The 17,349-nt window shown below is 65.4% G+C and carries 18 protein-coding genes; 4 read left to right on the top strand and 14 right to left on the bottom strand.

Annotated features, from left to right (window positions below; genetic code table 11):
• Positions 1–187: 187 nt before the first annotated feature.
• Positions 188–1,759 carry a SulP family inorganic anion transporter gene (locus TQ29_RS05515; RefSeq protein ID WP_082386730.1) on the bottom strand — a complete coding sequence of 524 codons (1,572 nt, stop codon included), beginning with the start codon at positions 1,757–1,759 and terminating at the stop codon, positions 188–190.
• 243 nt (positions 1,760–2,002) lie between these two features.
• On the opposite strand from TQ29_RS05515, the gene TQ29_RS05510 reads away from it, so the two are divergent.
• Positions 2,003–2,869 (top strand): S-methyl-5'-thioadenosine phosphorylase, encoded by an 867-nt coding sequence (locus TQ29_RS05510; protein WP_054538344.1) that lies wholly within the window; start codon positions 2,003–2,005, stop codon positions 2,867–2,869.
• A gap of 9 nt (positions 2,870–2,878) precedes the next feature.
• Here the strand turns inward: TQ29_RS05510 and TQ29_RS20915 are convergent, their stop codons facing one another.
• The gene (locus tag TQ29_RS20915; RefSeq protein WP_173585954.1) at positions 2,879–3,052 is read right to left on the bottom strand and encodes a hypothetical protein; all 174 of its coding nucleotides are present in this window, start codon (positions 3,050–3,052) and stop codon (positions 2,879–2,881) included.
• 329 nt (positions 3,053–3,381) lie between these two features.
• On the opposite strand from TQ29_RS20915, the gene TQ29_RS05505 reads away from it, so the two are divergent.
• A complete protein-coding gene (locus tag TQ29_RS05505; protein WP_054538343.1) occupies positions 3,382–3,921 on the top strand; it encodes an adenine phosphoribosyltransferase in 540 nt (179 codons plus the stop codon).
• A gap of 68 nt (positions 3,922–3,989) precedes the next feature.
• On the opposite strand, the gene TQ29_RS05500 is transcribed toward TQ29_RS05505, so the two are convergent.
• From TQ29_RS05500 to coxB, 12 genes are all read right to left on the bottom strand, one after another.
• Positions 3,990–5,405, bottom strand: coding sequence for an FAD-binding oxidoreductase (locus TQ29_RS05500; RefSeq protein ID WP_054540336.1), 1,416 nt, complete (start codon positions 5,403–5,405; stop codon positions 3,990–3,992).
• 44 nt (positions 5,406–5,449) lie between these two features.
• Positions 5,450–5,941 (bottom strand): DUF1697 domain-containing protein, encoded by a 492-nt coding sequence (locus TQ29_RS05495; RefSeq protein WP_162231809.1) that lies wholly within the window; start codon positions 5,939–5,941, stop codon positions 5,450–5,452.
• Positions 5,942–5,980: 39 nt separating this feature from the next.
• Positions 5,981–6,805 carry an MBL fold metallo-hydrolase gene (locus tag TQ29_RS05490; protein ID WP_054538341.1) on the bottom strand — a complete coding sequence of 275 codons (825 nt, stop codon included), beginning with the start codon at positions 6,803–6,805 and terminating at the stop codon, positions 5,981–5,983.
• 93 nt (positions 6,806–6,898) lie between these two features.
• Complete coding sequence (locus TQ29_RS05485) at positions 6,899–7,483, bottom strand: GNAT family N-acetyltransferase (protein WP_037204324.1); 585 nt, start codon at positions 7,481–7,483, stop codon at positions 6,899–6,901.
• A complete protein-coding gene (locus tag TQ29_RS05480; RefSeq protein WP_054538340.1) occupies positions 7,483–8,745 on the bottom strand; it encodes a pitrilysin family protein in 1,263 nt (420 codons plus the stop codon). The genes TQ29_RS05485 and TQ29_RS05480 overlap by 1 nt, the downstream gene beginning before the upstream one ends.
• On the bottom strand, positions 8,742–10,133 hold the full coding sequence (gene thrC, locus TQ29_RS05475; RefSeq protein WP_054538339.1) for a threonine synthase: 1,392 nt from the start codon (positions 10,131–10,133) through the stop codon (positions 8,742–8,744). Before thrC ends, TQ29_RS05480 begins: the two co-directional genes overlap by 4 nt.
• Positions 10,134–10,144: 11 nt before the next feature.
• Positions 10,145–10,819: an SURF1 family protein gene (locus TQ29_RS05470; RefSeq protein WP_054538338.1), complete on the bottom strand. Its 675-nt coding sequence runs from the start codon at positions 10,817–10,819 to the stop codon at positions 10,145–10,147.
• 99 nt (positions 10,820–10,918) lie between these two features.
• A complete protein-coding gene (locus tag TQ29_RS05465) occupies positions 10,919–11,719 on the bottom strand; it encodes a cytochrome c oxidase subunit 3 (protein WP_037204314.1) in 801 nt (266 codons plus the stop codon).
• 31 nt (positions 11,720–11,750) lie between these two features.
• The gene (locus TQ29_RS05460; RefSeq protein WP_054538337.1) at positions 11,751–12,341 is read right to left on the bottom strand and encodes a cytochrome c oxidase assembly protein; all 591 of its coding nucleotides are present in this window, start codon (positions 12,339–12,341) and stop codon (positions 11,751–11,753) included.
• A complete protein-coding gene (locus tag TQ29_RS05455) occupies positions 12,338–12,532 on the bottom strand; it encodes a hypothetical protein (protein ID WP_054538336.1) in 195 nt (64 codons plus the stop codon). Before TQ29_RS05455 ends, TQ29_RS05460 begins: the two co-directional genes overlap by 4 nt.
• Positions 12,532–13,467 (bottom strand): heme o synthase, encoded by a 936-nt coding sequence (cyoE, locus tag TQ29_RS05450; protein ID WP_054538335.1) that lies wholly within the window; start codon positions 13,465–13,467, stop codon positions 12,532–12,534. The genes TQ29_RS05455 and cyoE overlap by 1 nt, the downstream gene beginning before the upstream one ends.
• A gap of 48 nt (positions 13,468–13,515) precedes the next feature.
• Positions 13,516–14,385 carry a cytochrome c oxidase subunit II gene (coxB, locus tag TQ29_RS05445; RefSeq protein WP_054540335.1) on the bottom strand — a complete coding sequence of 290 codons (870 nt, stop codon included), beginning with the start codon at positions 14,383–14,385 and terminating at the stop codon, positions 13,516–13,518.
• A gap of 171 nt (positions 14,386–14,556) precedes the next feature.
• On the opposite strand from coxB, the gene tldD reads away from it, so the two are divergent.
• Both tldD and dprA read left to right on the top strand, forming a co-directional pair.
• Complete coding sequence (tldD, locus tag TQ29_RS05440) at positions 14,557–15,978, top strand: metalloprotease TldD (protein WP_054538334.1); 1,422 nt, start codon at positions 14,557–14,559, stop codon at positions 15,976–15,978.
• 159 nt (positions 15,979–16,137) lie between these two features.
• Positions 16,138–17,229 carry a DNA-processing protein DprA gene (dprA, locus tag TQ29_RS05435; RefSeq protein WP_255353391.1) on the top strand — a complete coding sequence of 364 codons (1,092 nt, stop codon included), beginning with the start codon at positions 16,138–16,140 and terminating at the stop codon, positions 17,227–17,229.
• The last annotated feature ends 120 nt before the right edge of the window (positions 17,230–17,349 follow it).

Raw genomic sequence — 17,349 nt, 5'->3', positions numbered from 1 at the left:
GAGCGCCTGCGGCGCAAAGGATTTTTCATTGGGGCTCTGCCCCAAACCCCGGGATATTTGCACCAAAGCAATCGGCAGCGCCGCATACACCCTTGCTTTGGATAAAATATCCCCGCCGGAGGCATCCCGGCCCGCAGGGCCGTAACAAATGGAATGCGCCACAGGCGCTCTTTTTCGGAAGGCCCGTTCAGTGGCCGCCGCCCAGCACCCCGGTACGCACGGAATAGTTGGTGGCGATCTGATAGTCGGGGTCGTCATCGGAATCCACCATCAGTTGCCCCGCCTTGGTCAGAAGCTGATGGCAGTCGCGGCTGAGGTGGCGCAGCTGGATCTGCTTGCCCGCGGCCTCGTATTTCGCGGCCACCCCTTCGATCGCCGTCAGGGCGGACTGGTCTGCCACGCGGCTGTCGGCAAAGTCGATCACCACCCGCGATGGATCATTGGCGGGATCGAACAGTTCGGCGAACCCTTCGGCAGAGCCGAAGAACAGCGGGCCCTGGATCTGATAGACCTTGGCGCCTTCGGGGGTTGCATAGGTTTTGGCATGGATCCGCTTGGCATTGGTCCAGGCGTATTCCAGCGCTGAGACGATGACGCCGACCACGACCGCGATGGCGAGGTCGTAGAAGACCGTCGTGATCGTCACCAGCACGATCACCAGCGCATCGGCCACCGGCACCTTGCGCATGATCTTGAAGGACTGCCAGGCGAAGGTGCCGATGACCACCATGAACATCACCCCCACCAGCGCCGCCAGCGGGATCTGTTCGATCAGCGGCGAGGCGACGACGATGAACAGCAGCAGAAACAGCGCCGCGGAGATGCCCGACAGGCGCATCCGGCCGCCGGATTTCACGTTGATCATCGACTGTCCGATCATTGCGCAGCCGCCCATACCGCCAAAGAAGCCGGTAACCACATTGGCCGTGCCCTGCGCGACGCATTCCTGGCTGGCCCCGCCACGCTTGCCGGTGATCTCGCCCACCAGGTTCAGGGTCAGCAGGCTTTCGATCAGCCCGATCGCGGCCAGGATCAGCGCGTAGGGAAAGATGATCTGCAGCGTTTCGAGGTTCAGCGGCACGCCCGGCATGTGGAACCGGGGCAGGCCGCCCTCGATCGAGGCCAGGTCACCCACGCGCGGCACGTCGATGCCGAACAGGATGACCAGCGCCGCCACGATGCCGATCCCCGCCAGCGGTGCCGGGATCGCCCGGGTCAGCCGCGGGGTCACCCAGATGATCGCCATGGTCGCGCCGACCAGCGCCAGCATGGTGACGAGCGGCCAGCCCGTCATCCAGGTGCCGCCCGACATGCCGTGGCCCGATGCCTCGGCGCTGCCCGGCACCTTGAACTGGGTGAGCTGGGCGAGGAAGATCACGATGGCCAGCCCGTTGACAAAGCCCAGCATCACCGGATGCGGCACCAGCCGGATGAACTTGCCCAGCCGGAAGATGCCGGCGAGGATCTGCAGGATGCCCATCAGCACCACCGTCGCGAACAAATATTCCACCCCGTGATCGGCGACCAGCGACACCATGACCACCGCCAGCGCCCCGGTCGCGCCCGAGATCATGCCGGGCCGCCCGCCGATCAGCGCCGTGATCAGCCCGACGAGAAACGCCGCGTAAAGCCCCACCAGTGGGTGCACCCCGGCCACGAAGGCAAAGGCCACCGCCTCAGGCACCAGGGCCAGCGCCACGGTCAGCCCGGCCAGGACCTCTGTCTTCACGCCCGCGGGCGTCAGGCCGCGGGGCGACATCGAAAGGCTGGCGGGCGAGTAACGCTCCGCAAAGGCGGCGAGAAGGGATCGGGCCACGGGGGAATCCTGTGATTGGGGTCGGATGAATGCGCCACAGGTCCATAGCGGACGCGGGGCTTTGTGAAAACCGCTCCGATTACGCATGCCTGCCATGACCACACCGCATAACTTCAACCGGAAGGTTTCCCAAATCCGGCCCGCACCCTAAAACGGAGGGGAATGGAAAACATGGGGTGAGTCTGCATGGCACGGAAGATCGCGGTAATCGGCGGTTCGGGCGTTTATGATATTGACGGTCTGCAGGACGCGGAGTGGAAGACGGTGCACTCGCCCTGGGGTACGCCGTCGGATCAGGTTCTGACCGGCACGCTGGATGGCACCGCCATGGTGTTTCTGCCGCGCCACGGGCGGGGGCACGTGCACTCCCCCTCGACCGTGCCCTACCGCGCCAATATCGACGTGCTGAAGCGGCTGGGGGCGACCGATATTGTCTCTGTCTCGGCCTGCGGATCGTTTCGCGAGGAGCTGGCACCGGGCGATTTCGTGGTAATCGACCAGTTCATCGACCGCACCTTCGCACGTGAGAAATCGTTCTTCGGCACCGGCTGCGTGGCGCACGTGTCTGTCGCGCATCCCACCTGCCCGCGGCTGTCTGGCGCCTGCCTGAGCGCGGGCCTCGACGCGGGCATCACCATGCATGACGGCGGCACCTATCTGGCGATGGAAGGGCCGCAGTTTTCCAGCCTTGCGGAATCGCGGCTCTACCGCGATGTCTGGGGCTGCGACGTGATCGGCATGACCAACATGCCCGAGGCCAAACTGGCCCGTGAAGCCGAGCTTTGCTATGCGAGCGTCGCCATGATCACCGATTACGACAGCTGGCACCCCGACCACGGCGCGGTCGACATCACCGATATTGTCGCCACGCTGAAGGGAAATGCCGACAAGGCCCGCGCGCTTGTCACCCGCCTGCCGGCGTTGCTGGGCGCGCATGTGCCCTGTTCCGATGGCTGCGACAGGGCGCTGGACTATGCCATCCTGACCGGCCCGGATGCCCGCGACCCCGAGGTTGTGGCGAAACTGGATGCGGTGGCGGGGCGGGTGCTGTAGCGCCCCCTCTCACTCCGCCTGATGGTCTTTCAGAAACTGGCGGATAAAGCCGCGAATTTCCCGCGCGGCGCTTGTATCCATCTGGTTGCAAAGCTGAACGAACGCGTCGCGCTCATCCTTGTCCAGACGCAAAACGAGCTGGCTGTTCTTCTTTGCGGATTTCTTTTCGGTCTTCTTGTTCACCAGCGATCTTCCCGTGGCACTTGATATTTGGAGATGCGTTGTATATACATTTCCTATGCAAGAGCAGTACCAAAATAATTACAGTCAACAAAGGGAAAAATTGAAATGATTTTACAGGCCGCAAAAACCATGCTCGTGCGGGACCGGATGGATTGGCACAAGCCGCATCTGTCATGGGTTCCCGATTGGAACTATCGCCTGTTCCGAAACGTGAAGAAATGACCATCGGGCGCCGGTAAATCCGGTGCCCGCCCCCTGCAGCTTCTTGCGCGCGGGGCGCCCATCGGCCAAACAGTTTTCAGCCCGACCGCTACTGAAAGCCGCCACCGATGATCAACCGCCCGACCGTCAAGGACTATATCCGCACCATCGTCGACTTTCCCCATGAAGGGATCATGTTCCGCGATGTCACAACCCTGTTCGCCGATCCGCGCGGCTTTCGCATGGCGGTGGACCAGATGCTTCACCCCTTCGCCGGCCAGCCCATCGACAAGGTTGTCGGGCTCGAGGCGCGCGGCTTCATCCTGGGCGGCGCCATCGCGCATCAGCTGACCGTCGGCTTCGTGCCGATCCGCAAGAAAGGCAAGCTGCCCGGGACCACGATCAGCCAGGACTACAAGCTGGAATATGGCGAGGCGATCGTGGAAATCCACGATGACGCCATCCAGCCGGGCGAGCGTATCCTGGTGGTCGATGACCTGCTGGCCACCGGCGGCACGGCCGAGGCCGGGATCAGGCTGATCGAACGGCTGGGGGGCGAGATCGTCAGTTGTGCCTTCATCATCGACCTGCCGGAGCTGGGTGGACGCAAACGGCTGGAAGAGCTGGGGATGGATGTGCATGCGCTATGCGCGTTCGAGGGGGCGTGAAGAAGAATTTTCCCGAAAATTCTTTGGCCTGAAAAATCTTCGTGAAGATTTTTCCGCGGGCACGGCACTCATCCCTGCCGCAGCACCGCGCCGGGGTTCATGATGCCCAGCGGATCGAGCGCGCCCTTGATCGCGCGCATCGCGGCAAGCTTCGCGGGATCGCCATAGCGCTCCAGGTCTTCGACCTTGAACCGCCCCACCCCGTGCTCGGCGCTGACCGAACCGCCCATGTCATGCACCAGATCATGTACACAGCGCTTCACCGCGCCGCGCAGATGCTCATACGCGGCGCGGGTTTTGCCCGCTGCCGGAAAGACATTATAATGCAGGTTGCCATCGCCCAGATGGCCGAAACAATTGATACGGAAATCGCCGATCCGCGCCAGCGCCGGCCCCCCGCGCGCGATGAACTCGGGGATCACGCTCAGCGGCAAAGAGATGTCATGCGACGAGACCGAGCCGATCTTGCGGTTCGCCTCCGGTATGCGCTCGCGGATGTCCCAGAACGCCGCGCGCTGCGCCACCGACTGCGCGATCACCCCGTCGCTGACCAGTCCGGCCTCCGCCGCCTCGGCAAACAGCCCTTCCAGCGCTGCGGCCGGATCCTGCCCGGCGCCCAGGCCAAGATCGATCAGAACCATCCAGCCCGGCATTTCCGCAAAAGGCTGGCGTATTTCCGGCATCTTTTCGGCCAGAAACTGCAAACCCATCCGCCCGATCAGTTCAAACCCCGACACGCCACCGCCGATCCGGCGCCCCGCCATCGAGAGCAGCGCCAGCGCCGCCGCCGGGCTCTCCACCACCATCAGCGCCGCGCCCTCGGCCTCTGGCTGCGGGTAGAGCTTCAGCGCGGCGGCGGTGATCACCCCCAGCGTGCCCTCGGCCCCGATCAGCAGGTTGCGCAGATCATAGCCGGTGTTGTCCTTGCGCAGCCGCGTCAGCCCGTTCAGCACCGATCCGTCGGGCAGCACCGCCTCGAGCCCCAGGCACAGGTCGCGCGCATTGCCGTAGCGCAGCACGTTCACCCCGCCCGCATTGGTCGACAGGCACCCGCCGATCCGCGCCGACCCTTCGGACGCGAGCGTCAGCGGGAACAGCCGGCCCTGCGCCGCCGCCGCCGCCTGCACCTCGGCCAGAATCGCGCCCGCCTCGGCCACCAGCGCGTTTTCCTGCGCAAAGACGCCGCGAATGGCACGCATCCGTTCCAGCGACAGGATCACAGGCGCCGGGCCGTCGGTCATGATCTGCCCGCCGACAAGGCCGGTGCCGCCGCCATAGGGCACGATGCCCACCCGCGCCGCAGCGCAGGCGCGCATCAGCACCACCACCTCGGGCGTGCTGCCCGGGCAGACAAGCAGGCCGCCACTGCCGTGAAACCGCCCGCGCGGCTCTTGCAGATAGGCCGGTGTCAGCGGGCGGAATGCCGCCTCGGGCAGGCGCGCGCGCAGGGTGGCGGCGAAGGCGTCGGTCACGGGGTTCAACATCATGCGCTATTCCTGCCCGTCCGCCGGTCACGGCGCAAGGCCGCTCAGCCGATCCCGCGCGCCAGTTCGGCGATCTTCCGGCATGAGCGCAGGTTGCGCCCCGTCTTGGGACCGCTGCTGAAGTGGCGCGCCAACTTTTCCGCCAGCTTCGAACGCCCGAAGCCACTCGGCATGTGCAGATACAGCACGGGCCCCCCGTTGCGCCACCCGCTCGTCCGCCGTGGCGCCCCCCCCTGAAGGGGTGCGATATCCAGCGTGTCGGGCCTGCGGAGAAAAAACAGGTGGAGCGGGCTGGGGGCGTCGTCAGCCTCCGGAAACGGGTTGGCCGCAAGGGCGCCGTCGAGGGACAGCGCGATCACGTCGGGGCGAAAGCCGAACTGCGCCGCGCGGCCTTCACGAATGCTGCCGGACAGCCCATCCGGCGTGCCGTCAGCCGGGGAAACGGCATTGCCCGACTGCATGTAAGTCGCAGCATCCCCAAAGCCCTGCGCCGACAACAGCGCCCGGAAGCCCCGGCCATCGACAGCTTGTGGCACCGCCCACTTTCCCCCCGCGCAGCAGCGCAATCCAGACGCTCACTCCGCATCCCGAAGCAATGTCGGCTCCAGCACCACCACCGTGGGCCGCGATGGCAGGCTGCGCAACGACACCTCGATAAAACCGCTGCCCGGCCGTTCTACCGCGAAATCGCCCGCGATCCCCTCCAGAAACCGCTCCAGCGAATGGCCGCTGAACCAGTGCATGGGCAGCACGATGGACGAGCGCAGCCGCGTCACCACCCGGATCATGGTGGGCAGATCCAGCGTCCGGCCACCATCGACGGGCGCCATCACCACATCCAGCCGCCCCAGCGCGGCATATTGCGCGGCATCGGGTTCGTGGTGCAGATGGCCCAGATGGCCGATGCACAGGCCCGCCACCTCGAACACGAAGATGGAATTGCCGTTCTCGCGGACCGATCCGCTGTCATAGCCGCGCACATCGGTGGGCACGTTGCGCACCAGCATCTCGCCAAGGTCGAGATAGTGGTCGGCCGCCACCCCGCCCTTCGCCCAGCCCTGCAGCACGTGCGGGATCGCCGGATCGGGCGCCGCTGTCCAGTGGGTGTTGTGGGCGTTGTTCATCGTCACCACGTCGGGGATCAGTGTCGTCGGCCCCATGAACCCGGTAAAATCCGTGGCGGCGGTCAGCCCGCCCGGCGTCTCGATCAGGAACATGGAATGATCCACATAGTTGATCCGCACCGTATGCTCATCCAGCGGCGCGCCGTAGGCGGCGAGTTGAACATATTCCAGCCCCGGCGCGGCATTGGCCAGCGCGATGCAATGGCTGGGCCGGCGCTCCTGCGCGGTGGCCAAGACGGGGAAGAGGACCAGGCATAAAAGGGCAAGGCGGATCATCGGCAAACGCTCCTTTTGCCGAAGCCTAGCACGATTCTGTGCAGGTTCCGCCGCCCGGAAACCACCATCGCCGCTCACAAGAAAGTGACGGGATCAGCCGATATCGGTGCGCCCGCGCCGGTCGCCGCGCAGGTTGGCATACAGCACATGGTTGCGCCAGCGCCCGTTGATCTGCAGATAGCTTTGCGAGACGCCCTCGTATTTAAAGCCGCAGCTTTCCAGAACCCCGCGTGAGGCCACGTTTTCCGGCAGGCAGGCGGCCTCGATCCGGCTGAGATCGAGCTGGGTGAAGGCGTGATGCACCACGGCCTGAATCGCCTCGCGCATGAAACCCTGCCGCGCGAAAGGCGCGCCCACCCAATAGCCAAGCGTGCCCGCCTGCGCCGGACCCCGCCGGATATTGTCCAGCGTGATCGCCCCCACCAGGGCGCTGTCGCTGCGGCGGATCAGGAAAAGCGGTGCCGCAGTGCCCGACGACAAGGCCCGCTGCGCCCAATAGACCCGGTTGGTAAAGGCCTTGCGCGACAGGTGATCATCGGCCCAGGACGGCTCCCACGGGATCAGAAAATCGCGGCTGTTGCGGCGCAGCGCGGTCCAGGCCGTGAAATCGGTGTGCTGCGGCGGTCGCAGGGTCATGCGTTCGGTCTCGATCCTGACCTTTCGCCGCCGGCTGAGCATCAGGCGGCAAGCCTGCCTTGCAGGGCCATCAGATCGGGCGCATTGCCGACCGGCCCGTAGAGCGCCAGCGCCGCCTGACCGCCGGTCACCAAACCACCGGCAAAATCCTTGACATCTCCCGTTGTCACCGCGTCGATCCGGGCGATGGTTTCCTCCAGTTCGGGCACCCTGTCCCAGATCGCAACCAGCCGCGCCAGGCGTTCCGCCCGCGACGAGGGGCTTTCCAGCCCCATCAGCAGGCCCGCCTTCATCTGCGCCCGCGCGCGTGACACTTCGGCCGGGGTCATGTCTTCGGCGGCGCGGGCCAACTCGGCCATGGTCAGATCGGTCAGCTCGGCGATCTGGCCTTCGGAGGTACCGGCATAGATGGTGATCATGCCGGTATCGGCATAGGCGCCGGCCTGGGCGAAGATCGAATAGCACAGCCCGCGCTTTTCGCGTACTTCCTGAAACAGGCGCGAAGACATGCCGCCGCCCAGGGCGCTGGCATAGATCTGCGCGGCATAGATGCCCGGATCGCGATAGCCGGGGCTTTCGAAGGCCAGCGCGAAATGCACCTGTTCCAGCGCCTTCACCTCGCGCCGCTCGCCGCCGGCGAATTGCGCGGGGCTGGCATCGGTATGCCCGGCGGGCTCGAGATGACCAAAGAGAGCCTCGGCCAGGCGCACGATCTCGTCATGATCCACCGCGCCCGCCGCCGACAGGATCATCTGATCGGGCGCGTAATGTTCCTGCACGAACCCGTAAAGATCATCGCGCGAAAAGCTGCTGACCCGTTCCGTCGGGCCCAGGATGGTGCGCCCCAGCGCCTGTTCCGGAAAGGCCGCTTCCTGCAGCCAGTCGAACACCACATCGTCTGGCGTATCCATCACCTGCCCGATTTCCTGCAGGATCACGCCGCGCTCCACCTCGATCTCGGTCGGGTCGAACAGCGGGTTCAGCACGATATCGGCGATTACATCCAGCGCCAGCGGCACATCGGCCTCCAGCACGCGGGCGTAATAGGCGGTCATTTCACGGCTGGTATAGGCGTTGATATAGCCGCCCACATCCTCGATCTGCTCGGCGATCTGAAGCGACGTGCGCCGCTTGGTGCCCTTGAAGGCCATGTGTTCCAGGAAATGGGCAATGCCGTTCTGCTCGACCCGTTCGTGGCGCCCCCCCGCCGTGACCCATATGCCCAGGGCTGCGGATTTCAGGCCGGGCATCGCCTCGGTGACGATGCGGAAACCATTGGCAAGCCGGTGCAGTTCTACGCTCAAGCGGTACGCCTTTCCTTGATCAGCGTTTCGATCGCGGCCAAGTCGTTGGCGACGCGCGACAAACGTTCTGTCCGCTCATACAGGCCCGCCATCCGATTTGGAAGGGGGGGGCGTATGCCGGTGGCCGCTTCGACCGCGTCGGGGAACTTCGCGGGATGGGCCGTGGCCAGCGTGATCATCGGCGTGGCACCCGACAGATGCTCCTGCGCCACCTTCACGCCAACTGCGGAATGCGGGCACAAGACCTCGCCGGTGGCGGCATATGTGCCGCGGATCGTGGCGCTGGTCTCCTCCTCCGACGCGCGGCCCGAGGCGAAGGTATCCTGCAACCGCTGCAGCGCGCCCTGGCTGATCCGGAACCCGCCCTGCTCTTTCAACTCGGCCATCAGCTGCGCCACGGCGGCGCCGTCACGGTCATAAACGTCAAACAGCGCCCGTTCGAAATTCGACGACACCTGAATATCCATCGACGGGCTGATCGACGGGGTGACACCCCGTGTGACATAGCCCCCGGTGCTGAGCGCGCGGTGCAGAATGTCGTTCTGGTTGGTGGCAACCACAAGCTGCGCGATCGGCAGGCCCATGCGCCGCGCGACATAGCCGGCAAAGATATCGCCGAAATTGCCGGTGGGGACCGTAAAGCTCACCTCGCGGTGCGGCGCGCCCAGCGATACGGCGGAGGTGAAATAATACACTACCTGCGCCAGCACCCGCGCCCAGTTGATCGAGTTCACCCCCGCAAGGCCCACCCCATCGCGGAATTCGAAATCGTTGAACATGTCCTTCACGGCGGCCTGGCAATCATCGAAATCACCATCCACCGCCAGCGCATGCACATTCGCCTCGTCCGGCGTGGTCATCTGGCGGCGCTGAACCTCCGACACCCGGCCATGCGGAAACAGGATGAACACATCGACATTGTCCAGCCCCCGGAACGCCTCGATCGCCGCCGAACCGGTATCGCCGCTGGTCGCCCCCACGATGGTCACCCGCTTGCCCGACCGTTCCAGCGACGCCTGAAACAGCTGGCCGATCAGCTGCATCGCGAAATCCTTGAACGCCAGCGTGGGGCCGTGGAACAGCTCCAGCAGGAAATGGTTCGCCCCCAGTTGCACCAGCGGCGCACGGGCCGCATGGCCAAAGCCCTCATAGGCCCGCGCGATGATGGCCCGGAACTCGGCATCGGTGAAGGTATCACCGATGAACGGGCGCATGATGCGGAAGGCCGCCTCCTCATAGCTCTGCCCGGCCAGCGCCGCGATGTCGCCGGGCGCCACAGCCGGGATGGTCTCGGGCACGTAAAGCCCGCCGTCGCGGGCAAGGCCGGTCAGCATCGCCTCTTCGAAACTCAGAACCGGGGCTTGCCCCCGCGTGGAAACATAGCGCATCTGCCCTGCCCTCAAACGGTTTTCCGCCTGATACGCCACAGAAGCAGCGCTGTCATCCCCAGCCAGACCAGAGCCAGCGAAAACCACGTGATCGCATATTCCAGATGGTCATTGGGAATGCCCGATGAATCGACCGGCTGCGGCAGGATCGCCGGGCTGGCCGGATCGACGCCCCGCGTAACGATCAACACCGGCTCGGTGCCCAGCACATCGGCCATGGCCTCCACGTCGCGGGCGAACCAGATATTCTTTTCCAGATCCGGCGCCGGGGTGAAACTGTCGGTCTCCTGTGGCCAGTGCAGATTGCCGGTCACGGTCACGGCACCGGCGGGCAACGCACCCGGATCGGCCTCCAGCGGCAGAAAACCGCGGTCCACCATCACCCGGCGCCCCCCGGTTTCCAACACATGGATCAGCCGGTACCCCGCCCCCACCTGCTTGACGCTGCTCAGCACCCGCACGGCCTGCGGCAACAGCGTGCCCGTGGCGCGCACCGGCAGATAGCGGTCGGCCACAGGATCGGGCGCGGCGGGCAGGGCCACCGGCGCGGCACTGATACGCGCGTCGATCTCGGCCAGGACGGCCTCTTTCCACGCCAGCCGCTGCACCTGCCACAGGCCCAGCCCCACCAGAACGGCGATACCGAACACGCCAAACAGAACCGGCACAATCATGCGTCGTGTCATCTCATCCCCTCGCGAAAAAGGCGCAGGTTTCCGCCGCGCCTTCCTCTTCTTGGCAAAAATACTCTCGCCGAAGGCATCGGTCCGTCAGGACCGACCGGCTCAGCCGCCCCAGATATAGATCGAGGCGAACAGGAACAGCCAGACGACATCCACGAAATGCCAGTACCAGGCGGCCGCTTCGAAACCGACATGCTGTTCCGGTGTGAAATCGCCCTTCATCACCCGGATCAGGCAGACGAACAGGAAGATCGTGCCGATGATCACATGCGCACCGTGAAACCCGGTGGCCATGAAGAAGTTCGCGCCATAGATGTTGCCCGAAAACCCGAAGGCGGCGTGGCTGTATTCATAGGCCTGGAAAAAGGTGAACAGCATCCCCAGCAGGATCGCGATGATCAGGCCGTTGCGCATGTCCTTGCGGTTGTTTTCATGCACCAGCGCATGGTGCGCCCAGGTCGCCGCCGCGCCCGAACACAGCAGGATCAGCGTGTTGATCAGCGGCAGGTGCCAGGGGTCGAAGGTCTCGATCCCCGCGGGGGGCCAGACACCGTCCACCGCCGGGCTCTCCGGTCCCATCGGATAGAGCGCATGCTTGAAGAAGCTCCAGAACCAGGCCGCGAAGAACATCACTTCCGACATGATGAACAGGATGAACCCATAGCGCAGGCTGATCCGCACCACCGGCGTGTGATCGCCCGCCCGGTCTTCTGTGATGGTGTCGGACCACCAGCCGTACATGACATAGCCCACCATCGCCAGGCCGATCAGGAACATCCACGGCCCGTTGTCGTGGAACAGCATCACCGCGCCATAGAGCATGATGAACGCGCCGACCGCGGCCAGCAGCGGCCAGATCGACGGCTCCAGAATGTGATAGTCGTGGTTCTTTTCGTGCGCCATTCGTCTTACGCTCCCTCGTCGTGACGTTCCGTCATTGTGTTGCGGTACCGGCGGTTCCCGTCGCCAGCGCCGCCTGTGTCTGTTCCACGTCGTCCGGAAGTTCGGATTCGTGGAACGTATAGCTCAAAGTGATGGTGTGGACATATTTTCCTTCGCGGTCATCCACGATTTCAGGGTCCACATAGAAGGTTACCGGCATCTGCACCCGCTCGCCCGGCTGCAGCACCTGCATGCTGAAGCAGAAACAGTCGATCTTGGTGAAGAACCCGCCGGCCGAATAGGGCGCGACGTTATAGCTGGCCGTCCCGGCAATGACCCGGTCGGTCGGGTTGTAGGCCTCGTAGAAGGCCAGCCCCGTCTCGCCGATGCGCAACACCATCTCGCGCTGCACGGGCTTGAATTCCCACGGGAAGTCCCGCTCTTTCGAGGCGTCGAACCGGATCTTGATGGTTTGCTCAAGCACCTCGTCGCTGCCCTCGGCCGCGACCGAGGTTTCACCGCCAAAACCGGTGACCTTGCAAAACAGGTTGTAGGCCGGCACCGCCGCCCAGGCGAGCGAGCCCATCAGCACCACGACGCCGACAAGCTGTACCACCGTCCGAGATTTGCCTGTCAGGGTCATTCGCCGCCCTCCGGCACCGTCAGCGAGGGGCGCACCGCGTGATCGAACGCCTCTATCTTGCCGCCTTCGGACACCTTGACGATCGTCAGGCCAAAGACGATGGCGACAAAGGCCGACAGCACCGCCAACAGCCCGAGATTGCGCCCGAAGCGGCGCTTGTGCAACTCGTGTTCTTCGTGAAACGCAGCCATCACCAGCCTCCCAGCCCGTAAGCCGCCAGCCCCGACTGGGCCATCAGCGCCACAAAATGCAGGAACAGATAATAGAGCGACAATTTGAAGAATGATTTTTCAACCGCGTAGCCATCCGCCTCTGCCGCGCTCTCGTCGCGCCGCCAGATGCGCAGCGCACCCCGGATGAAGGCCACGTTCAGCAGCAGCGAAGCCGCCAGATAGACCGGCCCGCCGATCGAGGTTGCCGCGATCCCCAGCGCCAGCGGCGCCAGCAACAGCGTGTAGACGAGGATATGCACCCGCGTCGCGCGGCGCCCGTGGGTGACGGTCAGCATCGGCACGCCGGCGTTGGAATAGTCATCCTTCATGAACAGCGCCAGCGCCCAGAAATGCGGCGGCGTCCACATGAAGATCAGCGCGAACATCAACACCGACTCGACGCTGACACCACCGGTCGCCACGGCCCAGCCGATCATCGGGGGGAGTGCCCCGGCGGCACCGCCGATCACGATGTTCTGCGGCGTCGAGCGCTTCAGCCACATCGTGTAGATGACCGCGTAGAAGAAGATGGTAAAGGCCAGCAGCCCCGCCGCGACCCAGTTCGACGCGAGCCAAAGCATCACAACGGCAAAACCCGAAAGGGTCAGCCCCAGGCCCAGCGCCTCGCCCGGCGCGACCCGGCCCGACGGCACGGGGCGGCCCTGGGTCCGCCGCATCACGCTGTCGATATCGGCATCCCACCACATGTTCAGCGCCCCGGACGCGCCGCCGCCGATGGCGATGAACAGGATCGCGGTGAAGGCCACCATCGGATGCACCGAAACCGGCGCCACGACCAGCCCCGCCAGCGCCGTGAACACCACGAGCGACATCACGCGGGGCTTCAGAAGCGCCACGTAATCGCCGAAGCTCGCCTCGGGATTTTGATCAAAGACGGCGGTTGTATCGGTCATTCTGTCCTCCTGCCAGGGGCGGGCGCGCCGGCCCGGCCCCCGAAGGCATTACTCGGCAGACGCAACCGTGACGGCGCGCGGCTTGCCGGCATATTCCTCGATGGCACCATCGAGCCATTTTTCGTAATCGGCCTGGCTGACCGCCTTCACGGTGATCGGCATATAGGCGTGGGACTGGCCGCAAAGCTCGGAGCACTGGCCGAAATAGATGCCTTCCATGCCTTCATCCACCTTGAACCACAGCTCGGCCAGACGGCCCGGCACCGCGTCCTGCTTGACGCCGAAGGCCGGCATCGCCCAGGAATGGATCACATCCGCGCCGGTGACCTGCACAACGACGGTCTTGCCGGTGGGCACCACCATGGCGGTGTCGGTGGCCAGCAGATATTGCTCTTTGTCATAGCCGTAATCGGCCAGTTCATCCTTCTCCAGCATGTAGCTGTCGAAGGCGAATTCGTGATCGGGATATTCATAGCCCCAGTACCACTGAAAGCCGGTGACCTTCACGGTCACGTCCGCATCCGGAATCTCCTGCTGCTTGAACAGAACCGGCAGCGAGAAGGCCCCGATGAACACGAGAATCAGAATCGGCACCACCGTCCAGGCCACCTCGATCGGGGAATGGTGTGTGAAGGTGGCGGGCTTGGGGTTCATCCGGCTGTTGTAGCGCAGGATGACGATCGCCAGCAGCGCCACGACAAAGACGGTAATCGCGGTGATGATGATCAGGATCAGATGGTCCAGCCCCTGCAGATCACGGGCGAGTTCCGTCGCCGCGGGCTGAAATCCAAGGGCGCGCGGCTCTGGCTGACCGATGATCTTCAGGCCCTCGAGCCCGTCCTGCGCCATCGCCGAAGTCGCCGCCATCGAAGCCGCACCTGCGGCCCAGAGGCCGGAAAGCAAAGTTGAAATCCGCATGTTCTTTCCCTGTACGTAGTGCGACCCATGGCCGCTGAACGGAAGCTGATTTTCGAGCATCCGTTGTGTTCCCGGCCCCAAAAACCATATTAGGTCGGATGAAACAAGCAAATCTGTTGCGGCATTGGGCCGCGACTTGATCCAAGTCAAAGACGTATCTGGGACACATAAATGAACCACCCGAGATTCATGCCTTTCTCTGACGCGCTCGACGAGGCGCGCGCCCTGGCCACCCTGCGCGCCGCCACCGACGGCGCCGATGACGGAGAGCTGTTCCTGGAACGCCGCCGCTCCGAGGCGCTGGTTTTCGACGACGGGCGAATCAAGACCGCCAGCTACGACGCCTCCGAAGGCTTCGGCCTGCGCGCGGTGCGCGGCGAAACCGCGGGCTATGCCCATTCCACCGAGATCAGCGAAGCCGCGCTGAAACGTGCCGCCGAAACCGCGCGGCTGGCGGTGGGCGATGGCGGCGGGGTTCTGGCCCCCGCCCCTCAGCACACCAACCGCCGCCTCTATTCCGACGCCGACCCGATGGAAGACGCGGAATTCCCGGTCAAGATCGAAACCCTGCGCGAGATCGACGCCTTCGCCCGTGCGATGGACCCGCGCGTGGTGCAGGTTTCCGCCACGTTGGCCGCCTCGCTGCAGGAAGTCTACATCCTGCGCCCCGACGGCGCGCTGCTGCACGATACCCGGCCGATGACGCGGCTGAACGTCTCCGTCATCGTCGAGCAGAATGGCCGGCGCGAAAGCGGTGGGCATGGCGGCGGCGGGCGCGTGGGCCTGACCGGGCTGATCGACCCGGCCCATTGGCAGGCCACCGCGCGCGAGGCGCTGCGCATCGCGCTGGTCAACCTCGAGGCGGTCCCGGCCCCCGCGGGCGTGATGGACGTGGCGCTTGGCGCCGGCTGGCCCGGCATCCTGCTGCACGAGGCCGTGGGCCACGGGCTCGAGGGCGATTTCAACCGCAAGGGCTCTTCCGCCTTTGCCGGGCGGATCGGCCAGCGGGTGGCGTCCAAGGGCGTGACCGTTCTGGATGACGGCACAATCCCCGACCGGCGCGGCTCGCTCACCTTCGATGACGAGGGCACGCCCAGCTCGAAGACAACGCTGATCGAAGACGGGATTCTGGTCGGCTACATGCAGGATCGCCAGAACGCCCGCCTGATGGGGATGGAGCCCACCGGCAACGGGCGGCGCGAAAGCTATGCGCATGTCCCGATGCCGCGCATGACCAACACCATCATGCTGGGCGGCGATGCCGATCCGGCGGATATCGTGGCCGATGTGAAGGACGGCATCTACGCCGTGGGGTTCGGCGGCGGGCAGGTGGATATCACCAACGGCAAGTTCGTGTTCTCCTGCACCGAAGCCTACCGGGTACAGAACGGCCGGATCGGCGCGCCGGTGAAGGGCGCCACGCTGATCGGCGACGGCCCTGCGGCGATGCAGAAGATCCGCGCCATCGGCAATGACATGGCGCTGGACCCCGGCATCGGCAATTGCGGCAAGGCGGGCCAGTGGGTGCCGGTGGGCGTGGGCCAGCCGACGCTGCTGATCGGCGGGCTGACGGTGGGCGGGTCGGCGGCATGACCGCCTGACCGAAAAAATTTGAATTGAACAGCGGCGGATTCACCACCCGTTAACCCTCTTGGCGGAACACTGACCTCGTGAATGAGCGGAGTCGTGCAGCCAGTGGACATATATTCTTCCACCCACCCCCTCGCACCACCCACCCAGGAAGAGGACCTGGTGGCGTGGCTCCGTCTCATTCGGTCGCGCCGTGTCGGCGCGACCACCTTTTTCAGGCTGATGGCAGAGCATGGCAGCGCCGATGCCGCCCTCGCCGCCCTGCCCGAACTCGCCCGCAGCGCCGGCGTGGAACACTATGGCGCCTGCCCGCGTGACGATGCCCTGCGCGAGCTTGCGGCGGGTCGCGCCGCCGGTGCGCGGCTGATCGCCTTCGGCACACCCGGCTACCCCGCCGCGCTGACCGATATCCCCGACCCGCCACCGATGCTATGGGCGCGCGGCCGGGCCGATCTGCTGCGGCGCCCGCAGGTGGCGCTGGTCGGGGCGCGCAACGCCTCTTCGCTCGGCACACGCATGACGCGCAAACTGGCCGAAGGGCTGGGGGCCGCCGGGATGGTCACCGTTTCGGGGCTGGCGCGTGGCGTCGATACGGCCGCGCATCTCGCCTCGCTCGACACCGGAACCATCGCGGTCATGGCCGGCGGGGTTGATGTCATCTATCCGGCCGAGAATACCGAGCTTGCCGGAAAGATCGCCGCGCAGGGCCTGCTGCTGTCGGAACAGCCCGTCGGGCTCACCCCGCAGGCGCGGCATTTCCCGCAACGCAACCGCATCATCTCGGGCCTGGCGCGCGCCGTGATCGTGGTCGAGGCCGCAGCCCGCTCGGGCAGCCTGATCACCGCGAAAAACGCGCTCGATCAGGGGCGCGAGGTTCTGGCGGTGCCCGGCCACCCGTTCGACGCGCGCGCCTCGGGCTGCAACATGCTGATCCGCGACGGCGCGACACTGGTGCGCGGCGACAGTGACGTGCTCGAGGCGCTCGGCGTACCCGCGGAACCCGCCGCGCCCGCACAGCCGGCCCGGTTTCCCGAAATCCCGCCGGGGCCCGCGCGCCGCGTCCGCGCGGCGGCAGAGATCCCGCAGCTTCACGCCGAAATCCTGTCGCGGCTCGGCCCGTCGCCGCTGGCCGAGGATCAGCTGATCCGCGATCTGGACCTGCCCGCCGGGGCGGTCACGCCTGAATTGCTGACCCTGGAGCTGGACGGGCGGATCACCAGGCAGGCGGGCGGCCTGTTGTCGCGGGCCGACTGAACCCGCCCGGCCGGGCAGAGATATAGGCCACGGCAGGCTGTCCGGCAGAGTACGGGCGCAACACCCACGGGGCCATCCCACGGCAAACAGACGCCGGCTCCGGGCAGGGCGCCCAGATGG

This window comes from Actibacterium sp. EMB200-NS6, from assembly GCF_001305615.1.
GTDB classification, from domain to species: Bacteria; Pseudomonadota; Alphaproteobacteria; order Rhodobacterales; family Rhodobacteraceae; genus Actibacterium_A; species Actibacterium_A naphthalenivorans.
This window is presented reverse-complemented; position numbering and strand designations above follow the sequence as displayed.

What these genes read in the sequence shown, in the direction of transcription:
- TQ29_RS05500 (WP_054540336.1), bottom strand. Translation starts at nt 5,405, where the DNA reads ATGTTGAACCCCGTGACCGACGCCTTCGCCGCCACCCTGCGCGCGCGC.
- TQ29_RS05485 (WP_037204324.1), bottom strand. Translation starts at nt 7,483, where the DNA reads ATGCTCAGCCGGCGGCGAAAGGTCAGGATCGAGACCGAACGCATGACC.
- cyoE (WP_054538335.1), bottom strand. Translation starts at nt 13,467, where the DNA reads ATGACCGATACAACCGCCGTCTTTGATCAAAATCCCGAGGCGAGCTTC.
- TQ29_RS05460 (WP_054538337.1), bottom strand. Translation starts at nt 12,341, where the DNA reads ATGACCCTGACAGGCAAATCTCGGACGGTGGTACAGCTTGTCGGCGTC.
- TQ29_RS05455 (WP_054538336.1), bottom strand. Translation starts at nt 12,532, where the DNA reads ATGGCTGCGTTTCACGAAGAACACGAGTTGCACAAGCGCCGCTTCGGG.
- TQ29_RS05470 (WP_054538338.1), bottom strand. Translation starts at nt 10,819, where the DNA reads ATGACACGACGCATGATTGTGCCGGTTCTGTTTGGCGTGTTCGGTATC.
- coxB (WP_054540335.1), bottom strand. Translation starts at nt 14,385, where the DNA reads ATGCGGATTTCAACTTTGCTTTCCGGCCTCTGGGCCGCAGGTGCGGCT.
- TQ29_RS05465 (WP_037204314.1), bottom strand. Translation starts at nt 11,719, where the DNA reads ATGGCGCACGAAAAGAACCACGACTATCACATTCTGGAGCCGTCGATC.
- TQ29_RS05505 (WP_054538343.1), top strand. Translation starts at nt 3,382, where the DNA reads ATGATCAACCGCCCGACCGTCAAGGACTATATCCGCACCATCGTCGAC.
- TQ29_RS05515 (WP_082386730.1), bottom strand. Translation starts at nt 1,759, where the DNA reads ATGTCGCCCCGCGGCCTGACGCCCGCGGGCGTGAAGACAGAGGTCCTG.
- TQ29_RS05510 (WP_054538344.1), top strand. Translation starts at nt 2,003, where the DNA reads ATGGCACGGAAGATCGCGGTAATCGGCGGTTCGGGCGTTTATGATATT.
- tldD (WP_054538334.1), top strand. Translation starts at nt 14,557, where the DNA reads ATGAACCACCCGAGATTCATGCCTTTCTCTGACGCGCTCGACGAGGCG.
- TQ29_RS05490 (WP_054538341.1), bottom strand. Translation starts at nt 6,805, where the DNA reads ATGATCCGCCTTGCCCTTTTATGCCTGGTCCTCTTCCCCGTCTTGGCC.
- thrC (WP_054538339.1), bottom strand. Translation starts at nt 10,133, where the DNA reads ATGCGCTATGTTTCCACGCGGGGGCAAGCCCCGGTTCTGAGTTTCGAA.